This window comes from Pseudomonas sp. M5 (assembly GCF_016907075.1).
Taxonomy (GTDB): domain Bacteria; phylum Pseudomonadota; class Gammaproteobacteria; order Pseudomonadales; family Pseudomonadaceae; genus Aquipseudomonas; species Aquipseudomonas putida_E.
In genome coordinates this window covers 4,642,802-4,658,124 of sequence record NZ_JAFBBH010000001.1, presented here as the reverse complement: position 1 = coordinate 4,658,124, position 15,323 = coordinate 4,642,802, and the positions used below count along the sequence as shown (strand labels likewise).

Annotated in this window: 13 protein-coding genes; 4 read left to right on the top strand and 9 right to left on the bottom strand. The window is 62.5% G+C overall.

Annotated features, from left to right (window positions below; translation table 11 throughout):
• Nucleotides 1-45: 45 nt before the first annotated feature.
• Nucleotides 46-531, bottom strand: a complete 486-nt coding sequence (locus JOE27_RS21200) for a YajQ family cyclic di-GMP-binding protein (protein WP_046784865.1) — start codon at nucleotides 529-531, stop codon at nucleotides 46-48.
• A 102-nt stretch (nucleotides 532-633) separates the two neighbouring features.
• Here JOE27_RS21200 and JOE27_RS21195 point away from each other — a divergent pair, with 102 nt between their 5' ends.
• The 3 genes from JOE27_RS21195 to JOE27_RS21185 are packed head-to-tail and all read left to right on the top strand — an operon-like array spanning nucleotide 634 to nucleotide 4,187.
• Complete coding sequence (locus tag JOE27_RS21195; RefSeq protein WP_204919844.1) at nucleotides 634-1,551, top strand: putative 2-dehydropantoate 2-reductase; 918 nt, start codon at nucleotides 634-636, stop codon at nucleotides 1,549-1,551.
• A gap of 37 nt (nucleotides 1,552-1,588) precedes the next feature.
• Entirely contained in the window at nucleotides 1,589-3,619 is a 2,031-nt protein-coding gene (locus tag JOE27_RS21190) for an ATP-binding protein (protein ID WP_115273647.1), read from the top strand.
• Nucleotide 3,620: 1 nt separating this feature from the next.
• Complete coding sequence (locus tag JOE27_RS21185; RefSeq protein WP_115273646.1) at nucleotides 3,621-4,187, top strand: cob(I)yrinic acid a,c-diamide adenosyltransferase; 567 nt, start codon at nucleotides 3,621-3,623, stop codon at nucleotides 4,185-4,187.
• A 42-nt stretch (nucleotides 4,188-4,229) separates the two neighbouring features.
• Here JOE27_RS21185 and JOE27_RS21180 read toward each other — a convergent pair whose 3' ends face one another.
• From JOE27_RS21180 to secA, 4 genes are all read right to left on the bottom strand, one after another.
• A complete protein-coding gene (locus tag JOE27_RS21180) occupies nucleotides 4,230-5,174 on the bottom strand; it encodes a Nudix family hydrolase (protein ID WP_125923881.1) in 945 nt (314 codons plus the stop codon).
• Nucleotides 5,171-5,803, bottom strand: coding sequence for a glutathione S-transferase family protein (locus JOE27_RS21175; RefSeq protein WP_204919842.1), 633 nt, complete (start codon nucleotides 5,801-5,803; stop codon nucleotides 5,171-5,173). Before JOE27_RS21175 ends, JOE27_RS21180 begins: the two co-directional genes overlap by 4 nt.
• A gap of 119 nt (nucleotides 5,804-5,922) precedes the next feature.
• Nucleotides 5,923-7,140, bottom strand: coding sequence for a bifunctional glutamate N-acetyltransferase/amino-acid acetyltransferase ArgJ (gene argJ, locus JOE27_RS21170; RefSeq protein WP_125923880.1), 1,218 nt, complete (start codon nucleotides 7,138-7,140; stop codon nucleotides 5,923-5,925).
• A gap of 187 nt (nucleotides 7,141-7,327) precedes the next feature.
• Nucleotides 7,328-10,063, bottom strand: a complete 2,736-nt coding sequence (gene secA / locus JOE27_RS21165; RefSeq protein ID WP_046784858.1) for a preprotein translocase subunit SecA — start codon at nucleotides 10,061-10,063, stop codon at nucleotides 7,328-7,330.
• A 311-nt stretch (nucleotides 10,064-10,374) separates the two neighbouring features.
• Here secA and JOE27_RS21160 point away from each other — a divergent pair, with 311 nt between their 5' ends.
• Entirely contained in the window at nucleotides 10,375-10,830 is a 456-nt protein-coding gene (locus JOE27_RS21160; protein WP_115273642.1) for a DciA family protein, read from the top strand.
• Nucleotides 10,831-10,905: 75 nt separating this feature from the next.
• Here the strand turns inward: JOE27_RS21160 and lpxC are convergent, their stop codons facing one another.
• The 4 genes from lpxC to JOE27_RS21140 form a co-directional block, all read right to left on the bottom strand.
• Nucleotides 10,906-11,817: a UDP-3-O-acyl-N-acetylglucosamine deacetylase gene (lpxC, locus tag JOE27_RS21155; RefSeq protein WP_039603495.1), complete on the bottom strand. Its 912-nt coding sequence runs from the start codon at nucleotides 11,815-11,817 to the stop codon at nucleotides 10,906-10,908.
• Nucleotides 11,818-11,929: 112 nt separating this feature from the next.
• Nucleotides 11,930-13,126, bottom strand: a complete 1,197-nt coding sequence (ftsZ, locus tag JOE27_RS21150) for a cell division protein FtsZ (RefSeq protein ID WP_003251871.1) — start codon at nucleotides 13,124-13,126, stop codon at nucleotides 11,930-11,932.
• Between the two features lie 55 nt (nucleotides 13,127-13,181).
• A complete protein-coding gene (gene ftsA / locus JOE27_RS21145) occupies nucleotides 13,182-14,438 on the bottom strand; it encodes a cell division protein FtsA (RefSeq protein ID WP_012312872.1) in 1,257 nt (418 codons plus the stop codon).
• A gap of 14 nt (nucleotides 14,439-14,452) precedes the next feature.
• Entirely contained in the window at nucleotides 14,453-15,322 is an 870-nt protein-coding gene (locus JOE27_RS21140) for a cell division protein FtsQ/DivIB (protein WP_012312871.1), read from the bottom strand.
• Nucleotide 15,323 lies beyond the last annotated feature (1 nt).

Genomic DNA, 15,323 nt, shown 5'->3' with positions numbered 1-15,323 from the left:
CCCCCATGGACATCATTGCGCCATCGGGGTTCCTGCCAACAAGGATCAGTCGCGGAAGTTGTTGAACTGCAGCGGCATGTCGAACTCTTTGGCACGCAAGGCAGCAATGGCCTCTTGCAGGTCATCACGCTTCTTGCCGGTCACGCGCACCTGCTCACCCTGAATGGCAGCCTGGACCTTGAGCTTGGCATCCTTGATGTGGGCGACGATCTTCTTGGCCAGCTCTTTGTCGATGCCTTCGCGGAACTTGGCCTCCTGCTTCATTTCCTTGCCCGAGGCGTAGGCGTCTTGGGTTTCCAGGCATTTCACGTCGATCTTGCGCTTGACCAGCGCCAGGCGCAGGATCTCGATCATCGCTTCGAGCTGGAACTCAGCCTCGGCAGTCAGCAGCACGGTCTGTTCCTTTTCCTTGAACTCGAAGCTGCCCTTGCCCTTGAGGTCGTAACGACGGTCGAGCTCCTTGATGGCGTTTTCGACGGCGTTCTGCACTTCGTGCTTGTCCAGTTCCGATACCACGTCGAACGAAGGCATGGTTGTTCTCCATAAAATAAAAGCGCGCTCGGTCTGAAGATGGAGCGCGTCGGGGTTTGAAGGTTAAAATGCGGGCTTATTATAACGGGTTGCGAAACGCAGATGAGCAGCACCTGGCATATTCTCGGCGCCGGTAGCCTCGGCACCCTCTGGGCTTGCCGACTGGCACGTGCCGGCAAGGCGGTGCGCCTGATTCTGCGCGATCGGCAGCGGTTGCTGGCCTATGAACAGACTGGCGGCCTGACGCTGGTCGAACAGGACCACGCCAATCATTACGCGATCCCTGCCGAAACAGCCGATACCAACGGGCCGGTGCACCGCCTGCTGGTGGCTTGCAAGGCCTACGACGCAGCACCTGCGATCGCACGGCTGGCCCCGCGCCTGGCCGCTGGCGCGCAAATCGTGCTGCTGCAGAACGGGCTGGGCAGCCAGGACGAAGTCGCCGATCAGGTACCGCTGGCCCGCTGCATCTTCGCCTCCAGCACCGAGGGCGCATTCCGCGAGGACGACTGGCGGGTACGCTTTGCCGGCCACGGCTTCAACTGGCTGGGCGACCCGGCCAACCCCGCGGCGCCAGAGTGGTTCGACGAGCTCCATGACGCCGGTATCCCGGCTGAATGGACCGTCGACATACTTACCCGCCTGTGGCGCAAGCTCGCGCTCAATTGCGCGATCAATCCGCTGACCGTGCTGCATGACTGCCAGAACGGCGGGCTGCTGGGGCACCTGAGCGAAGTCGATGGGTTGATCGCCGAACTCGGCGAGCTGCTGGGCCGGTGTCGTCAACCCGAAGCTGCCGATAATCTGGGCGAAGAAGTACAACGGGTGATCCTCGCCACGTCAGCCAACTACTCTTCGATGTATCAGGATGTGCGCGCAGGCCGGCGTACCGAGGTGCATTACCTGCTTGGCCATGCCTGCCGCTCAGCCGCGCGCCATGGCATGGTGCTGCCTGGGCTGGAACGCCTGCACCAGCGGCTGGTCGATAACCTGCGTGCACGTGGCTTGCCAAGCGCCTGACGCGCCCTTTCAACCGGATACGGACATTGCCTAGCCCATGACCTTGCGCCAACGCCTGGAAAACCTCCCGGTCGGGCAGAAGCTGCTGGCCGCCCTGCTGGTACTGCTGGTGACCATCCTGCTGGTGGCCAACCTGACGTTCATCAGCGCCGCCTACTGGATCACCCAGGAAAGCATGGCGCCGCAAGCGTTGCAGACCATCGGCCGCCTGGTCGCCAACCCTCAGCTGGCAGCACGCGCCGGCGAATCCCAGGACACTGCCACGGCGCTGCTCAAAGAGCTGGACAGCTATACGCCGCTGCGCGCTGCGGCGGTCTATGGTGGCGATGGTCGCATGTTGGCCCAATTGCAACATGGCGACCCGCTGGCCCTGCCCAAGCGCTATCGAAACATCGACGGCTGGCGCCTGATGGAATTTCGCAGCACCCAACTGATCCGTATCCCCCGTGATGCCAGCCCGCCCGCGCACCTGCTGCTGGTGGCCAGCAGCGAACTGCCAACCGCGTTCTACACCGGCACCCTGAGCGCCAGCCTGGCGATCCTGGTGTTCAGCATCCTGCTATGGCTGGTCATCGCCCGGCAGATCAAACGCCTGATCACCCAGCCGATCAATCAGCTCGAAGAACTCAGCCGCCAGGTCACCCGTGAAGAAAGCTACGCGCTGCGTGCCAAAAGGGGCAACGACGATGAGATCGGCAGCCTCGCCGACGCTTTCAACACCATGCTCTCGCGCATCGAGGCGCGCGAGCAGCAACTCAAGCGCACCCGCGACGAATTCCAGGACGCTTACGATCAGGCCCAGGGCCTGGCCGAGGAAACCCGCCACACCAACCGCAAGCTGGAACTGGAAGTCCAGGTGCGCAGCAAGATCGAGAAAAAGCTCACGGGCTTTCAGAACTATCTCAACAGCATCATTGACTCCATGCCCTCGGCGCTGATCGCCCTCGACGAGCAGCTTTATGTCACCCAGTGGAATCACGAGGCCACGGTGCTCTCCGGCACGCCGCTGGACGAAGCGCTGAACCAGCCGATCTTCATCGCTTTCGAGCCGCTCAAGCCGTTCCTGCCGCAGCTCAAGGAAACCGTGGAAAAACACCGTGTCGCCAAGATCGAGCGGGTCACCTGGGCCAAAGGCGACGACCTGCGCCATTACGCCCTGACCTTCTATCCACTGATGGGTGGCGGCGGCCGCGGCGTGGTCATCCGCATCGACGACATCACCCAGCGCCTGTCGCTGGAGGAAATGATGGTGCAATCGGAAAAGATGCTCTCGGTCGGTGGCCTGGCCGCCGGCATGGCACACGAAATCAACAACCCGCTGGGCGCGATCCTGCACAACGTGCAGAACATCCGCAGGCGACTGTCGCCGGAGCTGCCGCGCAACCAGGAGCAAGCCAGCGAGCTGGGCATCGACCTGCCCAGCGTCAATCGCTACCTGGAAAGCCGCGAGGTACCGCAACTGCTCGATGGCATTCAGCAGGCCGGTGCCCGGGCGGCCAAGATCGTCACTCATATGCTCAGTTTCAGCCGCCGTAGCAACCGCCAACTGGCGCCCTGCGACCTGCCGGCATTGATCGACCAGGCCGTGGAAATCGCCGGTAACGACTTCGACCTGACCATCGGTTTCGATTTCAAGGGCCAGGCCATTGTCCGCCAGTTCGACCCCAACCTGGGGCCGGTGCCGTGCACCGCCAACGAGCTGGAGCAAGTGCTGCTGAACCTGCTGAAGAATGCCGCCCAGGCCATTCACCAACGGCCTCAGCCCAGCGAGCCAGGAAGGATCACCTTGCGTACCCGGCTCAGCCCGCCGTGGGCCGAGATCCAGGTCGAGGACAACGGCGTCGGCATGCCCGAAGCGGTCCGCAAGCGCACCTTCGAGCCCTTCTTCACCACCAAGGAAATCGGCCAGGGCACCGGGCTCGGTTTGTCGGTTTCCTACTTCATCATCACCAATAACCACAAGGGGCAGATGGAAGTGCAGTCCACGCCCGGCCAGGGCACCTGCTTCACCCTGCGCCTGCCCCTCGGCCAGCCGTCGGCAGCGGCCCCGAACCAGACGGAGACATGACATGGGCTATCGCCTGTCGAAGATTTACACCCGCACCGGTGACACAGGTGAAACCGGCCTGGGCGATGGGCGCAGAGTGCCCAAGGACCACCCGCGGATCGAGGCAATTGGCGAGGTGGACAGCCTTAACAGCCAGCTTGGGCTGCTGCTGGCCGGCCTTGCAGAGCAAGGTCTGGATGAGGTCAGCGAGGTTCTGGCGCCATGCCAGCACCGCCTGTTCGACCTGGGCGGCGAGCTGGCGATGCCCAGTTACAAGGCACTGAACGAGGCCGAGGTGGAACGGCTTGAGGCTGCCATCGATGGGTGGAACGAGGAACTGGGGCCGTTGACGAACTTTATCCTGCCCAGTGGATCGGCGCTGATCGCCCAGGCGCACGTCTGCCGAAGCCTGGCACGCAGTGCGGAACGACGCTGCCAGCAACTGAATGCGGTTGAGCCGCTGGAAGGCGTGGGGCTGGCGTATATCAATCGCCTTTCCGATCTGCTGTTTGTGGCGGCGCGGATCATCGGGCGGCGGCAGGGGGTTGCCGAGGTGTTGTGGCAGGCTGCGGACAAGCCAGCAGGCTGACACCGCAAAGGGGCTGCCTGGCAGCCCCCTGCGACGGCCGCCTCAGGCCTCAGGCCAAAAGGCCCGAATCCCGGCAACACCTTGCGCCCCGGTTTGCCAGGCCCGCTCACGCTCGCCTGGCCCAACACCACCGAGCAGGAACACCGGCTTGCCGAACCCGGCAATCAAGCGCTGAGCCTCATCCCAACCCAGCGGCGAGGCCTCAGGATGCGTCTGCGTCAGCTGCACTGGCGAGAGCGTGACGAAATCCACACCCATCTGCTCAGCCAGTGCCAGCTCTTCAGCACTGTGACAGGACGCTGCCAGCCAACGATCTTTAGGGAAAGGCCGGCCCTTGGCGGCGTATTTGCGCAGTTGCGCTGCCGTCAGGTGCCAGCCCGCCGCGGGGAAGTCGCCCAACCACTCCAGCGGCCCCTTGAGCATCAACTGTGCCTTGCCCGCACATAGCCCCACCGCATCCACCGCCACATCGCGGTACTTGGGGTCGTACATGTCCGGCGCACGCAACTGGATCAGGCGGATGCCGGCGGCGACAGCCTTCTGGATGCCCTTAAGCATCTCGGGCACGTCCAGGCCGTCCGGGGTGATCAGGTACTGATCGGGCAAGCGCGCGGCGGCCACGATCGGCTTGTTGGCCTCGGGGAACTCATACTGTGGCAATTCCCTCGGCGACACCCAGGCCAGCGGCTGCCCTTCAGCCCCGTGGGGTTCACCGGTGAACGCTTCGACCTCACGGACATCGAGCAACACCTGTTTGTCCGGGTAGTCGTGGCTGACTTTGATAAGCGCCCGTGAACGGGTCACTTCGATACCCAGCTCTTCGCGAAGCTCGCGAGCCAGCGCCGCTTCGACGCTTTCGCCCTCCTCCACCTTGCCGCCAGGGAATTCCCACAGGCCACCCTGATGCTGGCTGTCGGCCCGTCGGGCAATGAGGATGCGGCCGTCTGTACCGCGAATCACCGCTGCTGCTACATGAATCCGTTTCACCCTTCACGCTCCGCCAGGCCTGCTTGCTGCCAGGCCTTGAAGGCCGGCCATTGGTAAATGGTTTCGATATAGCTCGCAGCCTGCGCTGGCACCTCTACACGGTAAGTACGCAGGCGCACGGCAACCGGGGCGAAGAAGGCATCGGCCAGGGTCGGCTTGCCGAACAGGAACGGGCCGCTGTCCTTGGCCACCAGGCGGCATTCGGACCACAGCGCGACGATACGGTCGATATCCACTTGCACATCCAGCGGGATGTTTTCCAGCGCTTCGTCCCGGGACAGATCGAAGGGCATGGCGCCACGCAGGGCGAAAAAACCGCTGTGCATCTGCGCACAGGCCGAACGGGCCTGGGCACGGGCTGCCACATCGACAGGCCACAAGTGGGCCTCGGGGTGGCGCTCGTTAAGGTATTCAGCGATGGCCAGGGAGTCGGCGATCACCCCGTGCTCGGTCTTGAGCAGCGGCACCTTGCCGGTGGAGGAGAACGCGAGAATGCGCTGACGGGTGTCGGGCTGGTTGAGTTTGATCAGGGTTTCTTCGTAGGGAACGCCGGCCAGCTCAAGGGCCAGGGCGCCGCGTAGCGACCAGGAAGAATACAGCTTGTCGCCGATGATCAGGTAATAGCTCATGGGTCGGCTCCGATGATGTGGCAATGTCTGTGGCCTTGGGGCTGCTGTGCAGCCCATCGCCGGCAAGCCGGCTTCCACAGGTGGCTGCGAGCAGGCTTTTCGGCGATTAGGCCATTGGATCAGGTACGGTATTCGGCGTTGATCTTCACGTACTCGTGGGACAGGTCGGTGGTCCAGATGGTTTCGCTGCACTGGCCACGGCCCAGCTCGATACGGATGGTGATCTCTTCCTGAGCCATCACTGCCGAGCCCTGCTCTTCGGTATAACTCGGGCTGCGGCCGCCTTTGCTGGCGATACACACATTGTCGAGGTACACGTCGATCAGGCTTACATCCAGCGCAGGCACCCCTGCGCGCCCTACGGCAGCAAGGATACGGCCCCAGTTCGGGTCGGAGGCGAACAGCGCGGTCTTGATCAGCGGCGAGTGAGCGACAGCGTAACCGACATCCAGGCACTCCTGATGGTTGCCACCGCCATTGACCTGCACGGTCACGAACTTGGTAGCGCCTTCGCCGTCACGGACGATGGCCTGGGCCACTTCCATGCACACTTCGAACACCGCCTTCTTCAGCGCTTCGAACAGCGCGCCGCTGGCCTCGGTGACTTCCGGCAGGCCCGCTTTGCCGGTGGCGATCAGCATGCAGCAGTCGTTGGTCGAGGTGTCGCCATCGATGGTGATGCGGTTGAACGACTTGTTGGCGCCGTCGAGCATCAGGTCCTTGAGCACGGCCGGGGCAACTTTGGCGTCGGTAGCGATGTAGCCGAGCATGGTGGCCATGTTCGGGCGGATCATGCCGGCGCCTTTGCTGATACCGGTAACGGTGACGGTCACGCCTTCGTGCTGGAACTGGCGGCTGGCGCCCTTGGGCAGGGTGTCGGTGGTCATGATGCCGGTGGCGGCTTCAGCCCAGTTGTTTTCCGACAGGTTGTCCAAAGCGGCCTGCAGGGCACCTTCGATCTTTTCGACCGGCAGCGGCTCACCGATCACACCGGTGGAGAATGGCAACACCGACTCGGCAGGCACGCCGGTCAGCTCCGCAAGCTTGGCGCAAGTGCGCTCAGCGGCGGCCAGCCCCGGCGCGCCGGTGCCCGCGTTGGCGTTGCCAGTGTTGGTCAGCAGGTAACGCACAGTGCCCTGAACGCGTTGCTTGGCAAGGATCACCGGTGCTGCGCAAAAGGCGTTGAGGGTGAACACGCCTGCCACACTGGAGCCCTCGGCGCAGCGCATGACCACCACATCCTTGCGCCCTGGGCGCTTGATGCCGGCAGAAGCGATGCCGAGTTCAAAACCCGGAACCGGGTGCAGGGTGGGCAAAGGACCAAGACCAACAGCCATTAGAGCGCTCCTAGAAAAACGGTGAAGTGATGAGGAAAGAGCGGGGCCGCTTCGCGCCCCATTCGCGGCACAAGGCCGCTCCTACAGGGACCGCGCCAACCGGTGGGCGAGCGCGATATGTGAGAGCGGCCTTGTGTCGCGAAAGGGCCGCAATGCGGCCCCAGGCTTTTACAAACGTCTGTTCAGATCACTCGATCTGACCATGGCAATGCTTGAACTTCTTGCCCGAACCACACCAGCACGGCTCGTTGCGGCCCAGCTTCTGATCGTTGCGCACCGGGGCAACGGCGACTGCCACTTCGGCACCTTCTTCGCTCAGTTGCTCGCTCTCAAGGCCTGGCGCAGGGGCGTGCTGGAACTGCATGCGGCTGGCCAGTTCTTCGGCTTCGCGGCGCAGGCGGGCCTCTTCTTCGACCGGGTCTTCGCGGCGTACCTGAACGTGCGACAGCACGCGGATGGTGTCGCGCTTGATCGACTCGAGCAATTCCTGGAACAGGGTGAAGGATTCGCGCTTGTACTCCTGCTTCGGGTTCTTCTGCGCATAACCACGCAGGTGAATGCCGTGGCGCAGGTGGTCCATGGTCGACAGGTGGTCTTTCCACAGGTCGTCCAGCACGCGCAGCAGGATCTGCTTCTCGAAGGTACGCAGGGCGTCGATGCCGGCCTGGTCTTCCTTCTCGTTGTAGGCGTCGGTGATTTCCTTCAGCAGCTTCTCGCGCAGGGTCTCCTCGTAGAGGTGATCGTCCTCGTCGAGCCACTGCTGGATAGGCAGCTTGATGGCGAAGTCGCTGGCCAGCGAAGCCTCCAGGCCGGCAACGTCCCACTGCTCGGGCAGCGACTGCGGCGGGATGTGCTGGCTGATGGTGGCATCGAGCACTTCCTGACGGAACTCGGCGATGGTGTCACCGATGTTTTCGGCAGCCAGCAGGCTGTTGCGCATGTGGTAGATCACCTTGCGCTGTTCGTTGGCCACGTCATCGTATTCGAGCAGTTGCTTACGAATATCGAAGTTGCGCCCTTCGACCTTGCGCTGCGCCTTTTCGATGGCGTTGGTGACCATGCGGTGTTCGATGGCCTCACCGGACTGCATGCCCAGTGCTTTCATGAAGTTCTTCACCCGATCGGAGGCGAAGATACGCATCAGGCTGTCTTCCAGCGACAGGTAGAAGCGGCTGGAACCCGGGTCGCCCTGACGGCCGGAACGGCCACGCAGCTGGTTGTCGATACGGCGCGATTCGTGGCGCTCGGAGGCGATCACGTGCAGGCCACCGGACTCGATCACCTGCTGGTGACGCTTCTGCCAGTCAGCCTTGATCTGGGCGATCTGCTCGGGGCTTGGGTTCTCCAGGGCGGCCACTTCGGCTTCCCAGTTACCGCCCAGAAGAATGTCGGTACCACGACCGGCCATGTTGGTGGCGATGGTCAGTGCACCCGGAGCCCCCGCTTGCGCGATGATCTCGGCTTCCTTTTCGTGGTACTTGGCGTTCAGGACCTTGTGCTCGATGCCTTCCTGCTTCAGCAGGTTCGACATGTGCTCGGAGGTTTCAATGGTCGCAGTACCCACCAGAACCGGACGGCCCTGGGTCATGCTTTCCTTGATGTCGGCAATGATCGCGGCGTACTTCTCGTCCGCGGTCAGGTACACCAGGTCGTTGAAGTCCTTACGCGCCAGCGGCTTGTTCGGCGGAATCACCATCACGTTGAGGCCGTAGATCGACTGGAACTCGAACGCTTCGGTGTCGGCGGTACCGGTCATGCCGGACAGTTTGGTGTACAGACGGAAATAATTCTGGAAGGTGGTCGAAGCCAGGGTCTGGCTCTCGGCCTGGATGTTCAGGTTCTCTTTCGCCTCGATGGCCTGGTGCAAGCCTTCGGAAAGGCGACGGCCAGGCATGGTACGGCCGGTGTGCTCGTCGATCAGCAGGACCTGACCGTCCTGAACGATGTACTCGACATTGCGGTGGAACAGTTTGTGCGCACGCAGGCCGGCATAGACATGAGTCAGCAGGCCCAGGTTGTGCGACGAGTAGAGGCTCTCGCCCTCAGCCAGCAGGCCGGACTGGGTGAGCATCTCTTCGATGAACTGGTGACCGGCTTCGTTGAGCTCGACCTGGCGGCTCTTCTCGTCGATGGAGAAATGACCTTCCTGGGTGACCTGGCCTTCGACTTCTTCGATGTGCTGGGTCAGGCGCGGGATCAGGCGGTTGATCTCGATGTACAGCTTGGAGCTGTCTTCTGCCTGGCCGGAGATGATCAGCGGCGTACGGGCTTCGTCGATGAGGATCGAGTCGACTTCGTCGATCACGGCGAAATTCAGTTCACGCTGGAATTTCTCTTCCAGGCTGAAAGCCATGTTGTCGCGCAGGTAGTCGAAACCGAACTCGTTGTTGGTGCCGTAGGTGATATCGGAGGCATACGCAGCGCGCTTTTCCTCTGGCGGCTGGAAGGCCGAGACGATGCCTACGGACAGACCGAGGAATTCGTACAAAGGGCGCATCCAGTTGGCGTCACGGCGGGCCAGGTAGTCGTTGACCGTGACCACGTGCACCCCTTTGCCGGAAAGGGCGTTGAGGTAAACGGCCAGGGTACCGACCAAGGTCTTGCCTTCACCGGTGCGCATTTCTGCGATCATGCCCTCGTGCAGGGTCATGCCGCCGATCAGCTGCACATCGAAGTGGCGCATGCCCATCACGCGCTTGCCGGCTTCACGGGCCACGGCGAAGGCTTCAGGCAGCAGTTGGTCCAGTGTCTCGCCTTTGGCCAGACGCTCCTTGAACTCTGCGGTTTTGGCGCGCAGTTGCTCATCGGAGAGGGCGACCATTTTCTCTTCGAAGGCATTGACGATGTTCACCGTCTTGAGCATGCGTTTGACTTCACGCTCGTTCTTGCTTCCAAAAAGTTTCTTTAACAAAGGCGCAAACATATCGGCAGGATCTTCCACACGTAGGGATGGAGGGCGGCCCCATGAGTCGCCCGTGCAGCCCTTGGGCCGCATGCGAACGAGCATTCTACCCGGAAACGATGGTGAGGAAAGTGGTGGATTTCCACGATGCTGGCACAGCGCTTTGGCGGGGGCGTTTCTAAGATAAGGGCATTTTCGCTGAGTTCAACCCGGAGCATCATGAAACGTATCGAGAATGACTCGTATGCTGTCTGTGTGCGATGGCGCTGACGCCGTCAGTGGGGCCGATAGAGGTGTTAGACTGCCAATCTTGTAACCTGATGCGACCCCCCATGGCCTACAAACCCTCCCCCGCCCAGCCTCCTTCGGCACTGCTGCGCCAGGTGCGCCCGCTGCGCCTGTTGCTGAACCAGGCCGAACGCCTGGCGCACCTGCAGCGCCTGCTGGAAAGCCAGTTGCAACCGGCAGCCCGCGAGCACTGCCACGTGGCTTCGTGGCGCGACGGCACGCTGCTGCTGGTGGTCACGGACGGGCACTGGGCCACCCGCCTGCGCTATCAGCAGAAGCGCCTGATGCGTCAGCTGCAGGCGCTGGAAGCGTTCGGCAACCTTCAGCGCATCCTTTACAAGGTGCAGCCGCCGCTGGTTCCGGCCAAGCGCGGCGGTAACATGACCGAGCTGTCGACCAATGCCGCCGAAGGCATTCGGGGTTCCGCCGAAGGCATCACCGACCCCAAACTGCGTGAAGCACTGGAACGCCTGGCCAGTCACGCCAAGGGCAAGGGTTGAGTCAGCAGGCCTGAGCACAACCCATAAAAAAGGCCACCCAAAGGTGGCCTTAATCACTAGAGAGAGTGTTCGAACTTACACGGCCGCAACAGGGCGCATATAAGAGATCGGTGCCGTACTGGCATCTTCGAAAGTGACCACTTCCCAGGCATCGGTTTCATTGATCAGCTTGCGCAGCAGCTGGTTGTTCAGCGCGTGCCCGGACTTGTAGCCCTTGAACTCGCCAATCAGGCTGTTGCCCAGCAGGTAAAGGTCGCCGATGGCGTCGAGGATCTTGTGCTTGACGAACTCGTCTTCGGAGCGAAGGCCGTCTTCGTTAAGGACACCGGTCTCATCGACAACGATGGCGTTCTCGACACTGCCACCCAGCGCAAGGTTGTGCTTGCGCAGGTACTCGATGTCACGCATGAAGCCGAAAGTACGGGCGCGGCTGACTTCCTTGACGAACGAAGTGCTGGAGAAGTCGACGACGGCGCTCTGGGTCTGGCCCTTGAGGACCGGGTGATCGAAGTCGATCTCGAAGCTCACCTTGAACCCTTCGAAAGGCAGGAAGGTAGCGCGCTTGTCGCCCTCCTCCACTGTCACTTCACGCAGGATGCGGATGAACTTCTTGGCTGCGTCCTGCTCTTCCAGGCCGGCAGACTGAATCAGGAATACGAAGGGACCGGCGCTGCCATCCATGATCGGAACTTCCGAGGCGGAGAGCTCGACGTAGGCGTTATCGATGCCCAACCCCGCCATGGCGGAAAGCAGGTGCTCGACGGTATCGACCTTGACGTCACCGTTGACCAGCGTGGTGGACATGGTGGTCTCACCGACGTTGGCCGCACGTGCCGGGATCTCGACCACAGGGTCGAGGTCGGCGCGACGGAAGACGATGCCGGTATCGACAGGCGCAGGCTTGAGGGTCAGATAGACCTTCTCCCCGGAGTGCAGGCCGACGCCTGTGGCACGGATGGTATTCTTCAGGGTGCGTTGTCTAATCATGGCATTGGCCGCTTCAGCGCAAATTGCGAACAGGTATCAACAAAGGCTGAGGATGATAACAGACCCGGCCTTTGCTGAACACCAATCACCCTTATACCCCTGATAAATTCCATTAATCGGCCTGACGACGCAGGAAGGCCGGGATATCCAGGTAGTCCAAGTCATCCTGAGGGTTGAGTTTAGCTGCTGCGGCAGCGCCTGCGTGGGCCTGGTTGCGCATCACGGTCGGACGCTCCAGGTCACGGTAGTTGACCGCTGGCTGCTCCTGACGAACAGGGGCCGGGTTGGAGGCCTCGTACGCCTGCTGGGCAGTCTGCAGGGTGTTGTCGACCACCTTGACCGGCTTCTCGATACGCGCGCCCAGGCCAGTGGCCACCACGGTCACGTGCAGCTCATCGCGCATGTCCGGGTCGATCACGGTGCCCACCTTGACCATCGCGTGGTCGGAGGCGAAGGCTTCGATGATGCTACCCACATCGGAGTACTCGCCCAGCGACAGGTCAGGGCCTGCGGTGATGTTCACCAGGATGCCGCGGGCGCCCTGCAGGTTGACGTCTTCGAGCAGCGGGTTGCGGATTGCCGCCTCGGTGGCTTCGCGAGCACGGTTCGGGCCGCTGGCGCAACCGGTACCCATCATCGCCATGCCCATCTCGCCCATCACGGTGCGCACGTCGGCGAAGTCGACGTTGATCATGCCCGGGCGCTTGATGATGTCGGAAATACCGCGAACGGCACCGGCCAGTACATCGTCAGCCTTGGCAAAGGCGGACAGCAGGCTGGCATCCTTGCCCAGGATGGTCAGCAGCTTCTCGTTGGGAATGGTGATCAGCGAGTCGACGCTCTCGGCCAGCATGCGGATGCCTTCATCGGCGATCTGCATACGTTTGCGACCTTCGAACGGGAACGGGCGGGTTACCACGGCAACCGTGAGAATGCCCATTTCCTTCGCCACTTCGGCGATGATCGGCGCTGCACCGGTACCGGTACCGCCGCCCATGCCGGTAGTGATGAACACCATGTTGGTGCCCTGCAGCACCTCGGCGATGCGCTCACGGTCTTCCAGAGCAGCCTGACGGCCGACTTCCGGATTGGCACCTGCACCAAGGCCCTTGGTGACCCCGGTACCCAGTTGCAGGATGGTGCGCGCGCCGATGTTTTTCAGCGCCTGAGCATCGGTGTTGGCGCAGATGAACTCGACGCCTTCGATGCTGCTTTTCACCATGTGGTTGACGGCGTTGCCGCCGCCACCGCCGACACCGATCACTTTGATGACCGGGCTTTGCGGGACGTTGTCTACGAGCTCGAACATTTTCCCTCTCCTTTCAGTTCTCTAGTTGTCGCGCCTACCACTACTGCTTTGAAACTTAGAAGTTGCCCTGAACCCACCGCTTGAAGCGCTCAAGCACTGGGGCCTTCGGTTCATCGCCATAGCTGTTGCTGCTGCTGTTACCGGTCAGGGGCAAGTCTTCGGACTGCTTCTGCAGGCCGTAAGCGAGCAAGCCCACGCCGGTGGAATAGATCGGGTTGCGCACCACGTCGCTCAACCCCCGAACGCTGTGCGGTACGCCCAGGCGTACCGGCATGTGGAAAATTTCTTCGGCCAGTTCCACGGCGCCTTCCATCTTCGCGGTGCCGCCGGTGAGGACGATGCCGGCCGGCACCAGGTCCTCGTAACCGCTGCGGCGCAGCTCGGCCTGGATCAGCGTGAAAAGCTCGTCGTAACGGGGCTCTACCACCTCGGCCAGGGCCTGGCGCGACAGTTCGCGCGGTGGGCGGTCGCCCACGCTCGGCACCTTGATGGTCTCGCCGGCGCCGGCCAGTTTGGCCAAGGCGCAGGCGTAACGGATCTTGATTTCCTCGGCGTACTGGGTGGGTGTACGCAGGGCCATGGCGATGTCGTTGGTGACCTGGTCGCCGGCAATCGGGATGACCGCAGTGTGACGGATCGCGCCTTCGGTGAAGATGGCGATGTCGGTGGTGCCGCCGCCGATGTCCACCAGGCACACACCGAGCTCTTTCTCATCGTCGGTCAGCACCGAGTAGGCCGAGGCCAGTTGCTCGAGGATGATGTCGTCGATTTCCAGGCCACAACGGCGCACGCACTTCTCGATGTTCTGCGCCGCGTTGACCGCGCAAGTGACCACGTGAACCTTGGCTTCCAGGCGCACGCCAGACATGCCCAGCGGCTCGCGCACACCTTCCTGGTTATCGATCACGTAGTCCTGCGGCAGGGTGTGCAGCACGCGCTGGTCAGCCGGAATGGCCACGGCCTGGGCAGCGTCAAGCACACGCTCGAGGTCGGCAAGGCTGACCTCGCGGTCGCGAATGGCGACGATGCCGTGGGAGTTCAGGCTGCGGATATGGTTGCCGGCCACGCCGACGAACGCCGAGTGGATGCGGCAGCCAGCCATCAGCTGCGCTTCTTCCACTGCGCGCTGGATCGACTGCACGGTGGACTCGATGTTCACCACCACGCCCTTCTTCAGGCCGCGGGAAGGGTGAGTACCGATCCCGACGATCTCCAGGGTACCGTCTTCGCCTACTTCACCCACCAGCGCCACCACCTTGGAGGTGCCAATGTCCAGCCCGACGATCATTTTGCCGCTATGCGCGTTTGCCATGGTCCTGCCTCTCTCTAATTCTTCGCAACGGCGGGTTGGGCCGTCGTCGGTGCGTTCGGTTCCCGCCAACCAACGGCAAGTCCGTTGGAATAACGCAGATCAATGCGGGCGATGTTGGTGATCTGCTCTTTGAGTGTCTTGTCGTAAATGGCAATGAAACGGCGCATCTTCTCCACCAGATGATCGCGCCCCAGCAGCAGCTCGACGCCCTGCCCGGTGCTGCCCGCACCGGTGGTCAGGAACCAGCTGCCACGCTCGCGCAGCTCCAGGCGAGCGATGGAAAAGCCCAAGGGGCGCAGCATCTGGCTCAAAACCTGATACTGCTGCATGACTTGCTGCTGGGCACGCTGCGGCCCGGCCAACTGCGGCAGATGCTCGTAGTTGGCCAGCTCGCGCGGGGTGAAGGCCTGGCCCTGGTTGTTGAGCAAGGCTTCCTCACCCCAGCGTGCCACCGGCAACTGTTCTTCCAGGCGAATCACCACCTCGTCCGGCCAAACCCGGCGTACTTCGGCGTGGGCGATCCATGGCATCTGTTCGAGCTCGGCTCGCATCGCCGTGAGGTCGACGCTGAAGAAACTCGCTGCCACGTATGGCGCGATCCGCTGCTGCACCGACTGCTGGCTGATGTAACTGAGGTCGCCCTGCACGTCGATCTTGGTGATCGGCCGGTCGGCGTACGGCATCAGGCGAATGGCGCCCTCGTAGGCGCCAAAGCCTGCGGCCACCAGCAACACCGGCCACAGCAGGCGCTTGAGGCCGCCCAGGCTGGGCCGCGGCAGGCGCGCCGATACGGGCTCGTCGGCCACCAGTCGGCTGGCACCACGCGGCACCGGCTTGCTACGGCCGGTAACGGGTTGCTGCTGACGTATCATTGCGCCTTGCATG

Coding starts and splice junctions, on each gene's coding strand:
- lpxC (WP_039603495.1), bottom strand. CDS start 11,817: ATGATTAGACAACGCACCCTGAAGAATACCATCCGTGCCACAGGCGTC.
- ftsA (WP_012312872.1), bottom strand. CDS start 14,438: ATGGCAAACGCGCATAGCGGCAAAATGATCGTCGGGCTGGACATTGGC.
- ftsZ (WP_003251871.1), bottom strand. CDS start 13,126: ATGTTCGAGCTCGTAGACAACGTCCCGCAAAGCCCGGTCATCAAAGTG.
- JOE27_RS21190 (WP_115273647.1), top strand. CDS start 1,589: ATGACCTTGCGCCAACGCCTGGAAAACCTCCCGGTCGGGCAGAAGCTG.
- JOE27_RS21140 (WP_012312871.1), bottom strand. CDS start 15,322: ATGCAAGGCGCAATGATACGTCAGCAGCAACCCGTTACCGGCCGTAGC.
- JOE27_RS21175 (WP_204919842.1), bottom strand. CDS start 5,803: ATGAGCTATTACCTGATCATCGGCGACAAGCTGTATTCTTCCTGGTCG.
- JOE27_RS21185 (WP_115273646.1), top strand. CDS start 3,621: ATGGGCTATCGCCTGTCGAAGATTTACACCCGCACCGGTGACACAGGT.
- argJ (WP_125923880.1), bottom strand. CDS start 7,140: ATGGCTGTTGGTCTTGGTCCTTTGCCCACCCTGCACCCGGTTCCGGGT.
- secA (WP_046784858.1), bottom strand. CDS start 10,063: ATGTTTGCGCCTTTGTTAAAGAAACTTTTTGGAAGCAAGAACGAGCGT.
- JOE27_RS21160 (WP_115273642.1), top strand. CDS start 10,375: ATGGCCTACAAACCCTCCCCCGCCCAGCCTCCTTCGGCACTGCTGCGC.
- JOE27_RS21200 (WP_046784865.1), bottom strand. CDS start 531: ATGCCTTCGTTCGACGTGGTATCGGAACTGGACAAGCACGAAGTGCAG.
- JOE27_RS21195 (WP_204919844.1), top strand. CDS start 634: ATGAGCAGCACCTGGCATATTCTCGGCGCCGGTAGCCTCGGCACCCTC.